This window comes from Sphingosinicella sp. (assembly GCF_052387495.1).
Taxonomy (GTDB): Bacteria; Pseudomonadota; Alphaproteobacteria; order Sphingomonadales; family Sphingomonadaceae; genus Allosphingosinicella.
The window spans coordinates 1-5,282 of the sequence record NZ_JBQTJC010000185.1; the positions used below are offsets into that span (position 1 = coordinate 1).

The following is a 5,282-nucleotide window of genomic DNA, read 5'->3' on the forward strand; positions in this document are numbered from 1 at the left end:
CCATATTCATGGTCGATCTCGATCTGCTCGTTGCCGGTCGGAATGATCGGACCGGCGCCGAAGTCGAACGCGATGTCCTCAACGATCATCGCACCGAAATCGCCGCCGACGTACCAGGCGCCATCGCGCGCAAGTGCCGGAGTTGCGAGCACGGTTGACGACAGCGCCACAACAATGGCGAGCTTCCGCATAATCTTCCCCTTTCTTCTGCGTCCCGAACGGGAACGACGTGAACTCCTTACGGTAAGGAGACAAAGCGTGCAAGCGCGCTTGACCGCTTACCTGTTGCCCAAATGCCGCAGTTCACCGGGAAGATGAACCGCGGATATCAGGCTGGTTCGGAAACGTCGCGAACGCCCTTCGGTTGCGTCGCGGCATACGATCCGTCATTCGATCAGCCCGTGTGACTTTAATGTCGCAATGAGCAGATCGATCGCGGACCGCGCCTCGGCATCAATTGTCGTTCCGCCTGAAGGGCTTGGCACGTCCGGAAGCCGCTCTCCGACGACTTGCAGACCATCGATGGTGAGCGCTGAAACCGGCCAAGCCCCATTGGCCCAGGCGCCGCCCGTCCAGTGAAGCCAATGGCCGGCCGCCTTGTTCCAGACGATCATTCCCGCGAGCGGGACAATGAATCGCCAGCCGCCTGCGGTCCAGCAGGCGAGCGCGTCCGTCTTTTCGGCCCAGGCCCCCGTCGAATCCGCCGCGACGATCCAGCTCTGGCCGGGCTCGGGAGCCACGGGCGGATCGGCCAAGGGATCCGTCTCGACGCACGCATGAAGCGCACAGTCCAGCGCTACGAGCGCTTCGTTGTGGAACGCCTCTTTTTGCGCCTGTCCAGGGACGATGAAGGGCAATGCAAAGCGCGCGCTGGTTTCCGTCATGGCATTTCCTCATTCTAGGATCAGCTCGCGTTCGCGCGACACGGCGTGCGTTCCGATCTGACTGACCGAGATTTGAATCGGTCCGCTGGCGCCGTCTTCGGCCTGCGCCGCGAGGGTGTAGAGATAATGGGGCGTGTGAAGCGGAACCGAGCGCTCGAATCCCGCGCCCGAAATGCCGAGCCGATAGGCTTCCGCCTCCTCGCCGAGCGGGGTGTCGATGCCGCTCGTCCAGCTCCAGCCTAGGCGGCTCCGACGCACCCATTCGATCTCGATGTCGCCGCTGTCGAGGCGGAGGGCGGCAAGATGGACGGGCGCGGGCGGCGTCAGCGCGTCGCCCCGAATCGCCGCCGAGGCGGCCACGGGCTCTCCGTCGCCAATCCCCTTGGCACTAAGCGTAAGCAAGCCACCGATCCGCTCTGGCGGAATCTCGATTACCGCGAGCGAGGTCCGCTCGATCAGGGTGAAGGAGTCTCCGACCGCATGCAGCCCGGTCGCCCATTCGGTCGCCCGCCTTGCGCGCAGGAGCCTGGAGAGTCGGAAGCTGTTGCCGCCAAGCCATTGCGCCCGGCCGAACTGGATCAATTCGTCGCCGAGGCAGGCCAGGTTCGCGCCGTCGAGCAGGGCGTCGTCGGAAGCATTCTCGAGCCACATCGTCTCGTTCAGGAGCGCGACGTCGACCGTTGCCGAGTCATCGAACAAGCAGGACTGGCCGGCACCTAGCGCGCTCACCGCGTGACCCATCACCGCTGGTGCGGCCGTAATGCCGGCCTCTTCCCAGCTCTCGCCGCCGTCGAAGCTCATCAGCAGGCCGGCGCGCCGCCATCCCGGCTCGCTTCCCGCCGCGGCGACGAAGACCAGCGCCCGGTCGCCTGGCGGATCGGCGATCGGCAGTTCCAGCAGCCGCAACATGGTTGGACCGTGGAGCAGGTCCGGCTGACTCCCCCCGAGGCCGGGGCTGGCCGTCGCGACGCCGGGCAGCGCCGCGCCGGTCACCCGCTGCAATTCGAGCGCGACGTCCATCGCTCCCAGCGTCGCGCGCCTGATGGCCCAAAGCCCGCTCTCGCCTTCGAGCGTCACCAGCCCGCCCGGCCGCAGGCCGGCGCGCGCCCATCCCAGGGTCAGCTTGGCGCTGGTTCGGCCAGCGCGTAGTGCCGCGAGACGGAACTCGGCCAGCGCCTTGGCTTCGTTCGCGGCCAGGGCGACGGGAAGCGCGCGGGCCTCGCTCCGCGGCGCCCTTTCCCCGGTCGTCGCGCGCTGCAGCCCGGCCTGAAAGTCGCGCGCCCGGTCGTAATAAGCGAAGCTGACCTCCTGCGGCATCGCGCCGGCGGCGCGCCGCACGATCTCCCGTTGTCCACTCAATTCGGCCGCGGAGATCGGGACAGGCGCCGCCTCCCCCACCGAGGTCAGCCGCAGCACCGTCCCATCGTCGGCGAGCGACAGCGGCACGATTTCGGCGAGGCCTTCGACCGCCGTTCGAACGCTGTCGCCGCCGGCGGCATAGCCGCCGAGCGTCGGCGTTGTCCCCGTCGTGATCATGCCCTCGCTCAATTCCCGCGCAATGTCGCCGATCGAGACATCCCCTTCGTCGGCTTCCACCTCGAAGGTCAGCGAGGGAATCCGGTTGCCGTAATCCTCGAGCTGGAAATCCTCGAACAGCGCATAGGCCAGGCCTCGGAAGGCGGGCGTTTGAACGATGCCTTCGGCCGAAGCGATGAGCGGATCGGGCGCCTGGTCCTCATCGCCGGGATAGAGGCGAAACTCGGTCGTGCTCTTGAAGTCGCCGGCGGCGCCGCGCAGCAGCTTGCCGTCAGCCCAGATCCGCCCGACGCCCCGGATCGGCCGCGCCGACAAGGCCACGGCAAAGCTCGCCGAGTAGGAATTGGACACCGTCTTCGGCCGTCCTTTGCCGCCGGAGGTCGAGCGGGTCTCGATGAGGTCGGTCGACCAGATCACGATTCCGGCCACCCGCATCGTCCCGAAAATTCTCGGGATCTGGACGCCATAGGACGATGTCTGCACGGCGAGCTCGCCGAGCCGGGGCCCGTGCCGCGCCTTGGGCGCGAACAGCAGGTTGCGGTCGAGGCTTTGGCCGAGGATCGAGCCGACCGCACCCCCGATCGGGCCGCCGATCGCGTTGCCGACCGCCGTCAGAATCAGAGTCGCCACGTCACCCGCTCCGCCATTGTGAAAGCACGCGCCATGGCGGCGGCCCGGGCCGCTCGACCACGCACCGCAGCCGCGCATCCGCATGGACGAGCCCGCTGCCCGTCCAGATGCCGAGATGAAGCTGGCCCGGTCCCGACGCCATGATCAGCACGTCGCCCGGCCGCCGCGCCGGCGCCGCGCGCAATCCCGCCGCGCGGAGCGCCGCCAATATCCGCTCGGTCGATCCAGTGCGCAGCCGGTAATCGTCCGGGGGCGCTGTCAATCCGAGCGCCGCGGCCACGACGCCGACGCAGTCCAGACCCGCCTCGCGCGATCGCCCCTGTGGACGGAACCTGACGCCGATCAGGGCGCGTGCCCGCGCGACGACCGTCGCGCCGGGGTCGTGCCGAAGTCCCATGGCCGGATCCTTCAAAAGGCGAAGGGGCTCAGGCCCCGGGGTAACGGGTCAGCAGGTCGATGCCGGGCAGGTGCGGCTCGCCGCGGAAGTTCACTGCATTTGCGAATCGGCCCGCGCAGGCTTCGAGGCTCCGGTCGCACCCCTCGCGAAGCTCGACGAGATCGCCGGGCACCGGTGAATAAGCCGGCGGCTCGCGCAGGGTGATCCGAACGCCGTCGGAACGCAGGATCGCGCTTTCGAGCCCGCTGTTCGCTCCGCCGAGCCAGCGCAGTCGGCCATAGCCATGGAGTCCTGAGCTTGTCGAAGGGCCGGCCGCCGCTTCCGCCACCTCGAAGATCTCGTCCTCCAGCACCAGGGCGATCCGCGTCAGCTGCGTCCGTCCGGCCATGTCCACCCGGCACCTCCTGTCGCCCAGCGCGGCGCGGCATTCGGGCGACGTCTGCTCGGCCACCGGCCGTTCGAGCGCCGCCGTCGGCCCCCGCAACTCTGCCTCGAAGCCTTCGCCGCGGAGCGAAACCTCCCCCATCTCGCCGCGCGCGACGGGCAAGATGTCCCCGTCCGGCGCCTCCCAATCGACCATGAAGACCGTCACCGCGGCGCCGTCCCACCGCCCGGCGCCAAGGTCGTCGCTCCGGATCGCGTCGCCGCTCAGTGCGCCCTTGATGTCGAGCGAGTCGGGATCGAAACCATCCGACAGGGTGATCGACGACGGCAGCATTCCCGGCGCCGCGCGATAGGCCAGCCCGCCGATCGCCAAATCTCGGTCGTGGGTGGTGAAGCCGAGCGCGACGCCGTCCCGCCGCTCCAGCCGCCAGCACAGGGCGACGGTCAGCAGCTCCTTCGCCAGAAACGCGGTCATTCGCGCACCTCGATCAGCGGGATCGAAGGAACCTCGCCGGCCGCGAAGGTCGCGCGGCTGATCTCCAGCCGATCCTCGGCGAAGCGCACCGGGACATCGAAGCGGAAGCCGGCCGTGATCGCCTCCCCTTCGCCGGGCGGAATCTCGAAGCTCACCAGTCCCTTGGACCCCAGCGTCCAGCCGGTCAGCTGCTCGACGCCGTCGACCGCAACCCGCACGCTTCCCGCCACAGGCCGCGTGATCCGGCGGAACTGATCGCCATAATGCTTGATGAGGGCGAAATCGGTCCGCGCGCCGTCGCCGCTGCCGAGCGCCTGGTCGGTCGGCGCCGGTTCCCCGGCCATCCCGCTCGACGAATGGTCGAACGGATCCTCGAACCGGAAGGCGATCGCCGCGCCGCGCCGCGCGCGGAAGAAGGCGATCAATGTCTCCAGCTCCTGCGTTCCGCGCACGCCGGGCCCGGCGTCGAAGCGCAGCCGCGCGTCCGCCCATTCGGCGTTGCGCTGCTCCGCGCCGCCCGCGGTGGTGACGATCGCGGTCGAGAAAGCGGGTTCGACCCGCGCCTCCCGTCCCAGCGCGATCGGAAAGCGCACGTCGTCGAAAGCGTCCACCTCACCCTCTCCCAGCTCGAAATGCACGAAGCCGTCGCGCAGCACCTGCGGCAGCGCCCAGACAAAGATCTCGGCCGTCCCGCGCAGACGCGCCGCATCGGCCGCCGCGGCGATCGCGGGCCAAAGATGCGCGTCCTCGCCATCGAGGACGAAGCCCGCGAAATAATGCTGCCCGGCGACCGGGTAGCCGAGCCGTGCCGCCATCTCGCCCACCGCGCCTGCGGTTAGCCCCGAGCGGCCCGAAATCACCCAGTCATAATCCTCGAGCTGCAGCACGTCGAAGCCTGTCCCGGACCCCGATCCGGGAGCGGGCGCGGCCCAGCCCAATGGCACGTTCGCCCGCTTCACCTCCGCCCCGTCGAGCA

Annotated in this window: 5 protein-coding genes and 1 pseudogene; all 6 read right to left on the minus strand. The window is 68.9% G+C overall.

What is annotated here, in order from left to right:
* Nucleotides 1-191: pseudogene (locus ACT4N8_RS10485) on the minus strand (OmpA family protein); the annotation flags it as partial.
* Nucleotides 192-386: 195 nt separating this feature from the next.
* The gene (locus ACT4N8_RS10490; RefSeq protein WP_444858073.1) at nucleotides 387-884 is read right to left on the minus strand and encodes a DUF2793 domain-containing protein; all 498 of its coding nucleotides are present in this window, start codon (nucleotides 882-884) and stop codon (nucleotides 387-389) included.
* Nucleotides 885-893: 9 nt separating this feature from the next.
* The gene (locus ACT4N8_RS10495) at nucleotides 894-3,050 is read right to left on the minus strand and encodes a GTA baseplate fiber-binding domain-containing protein (RefSeq protein WP_444858074.1); all 2,157 of its coding nucleotides are present in this window, start codon (nucleotides 3,048-3,050) and stop codon (nucleotides 894-896) included.
* A gap of 1 nt (nucleotide 3,051) precedes the next feature.
* Entirely contained in the window at nucleotides 3,052-3,447 is a 396-nt protein-coding gene (locus ACT4N8_RS10500) for a peptidoglycan endopeptidase (protein ID WP_444858075.1), read from the minus strand.
* A gap of 28 nt (nucleotides 3,448-3,475) precedes the next feature.
* Nucleotides 3,476-4,306, minus strand: coding sequence for a DUF2163 domain-containing protein (locus ACT4N8_RS10505; RefSeq protein ID WP_444858076.1), 831 nt, complete (start codon nucleotides 4,304-4,306; stop codon nucleotides 3,476-3,478).
* Nucleotides 4,303-5,282 (minus strand): DUF2460 domain-containing protein (locus tag ACT4N8_RS10510; protein ID WP_444858077.1); only part of this gene is annotated, 980 nt, incomplete at its 5' end. The genes ACT4N8_RS10510 and ACT4N8_RS10505, both read right to left, overlap by 4 nt.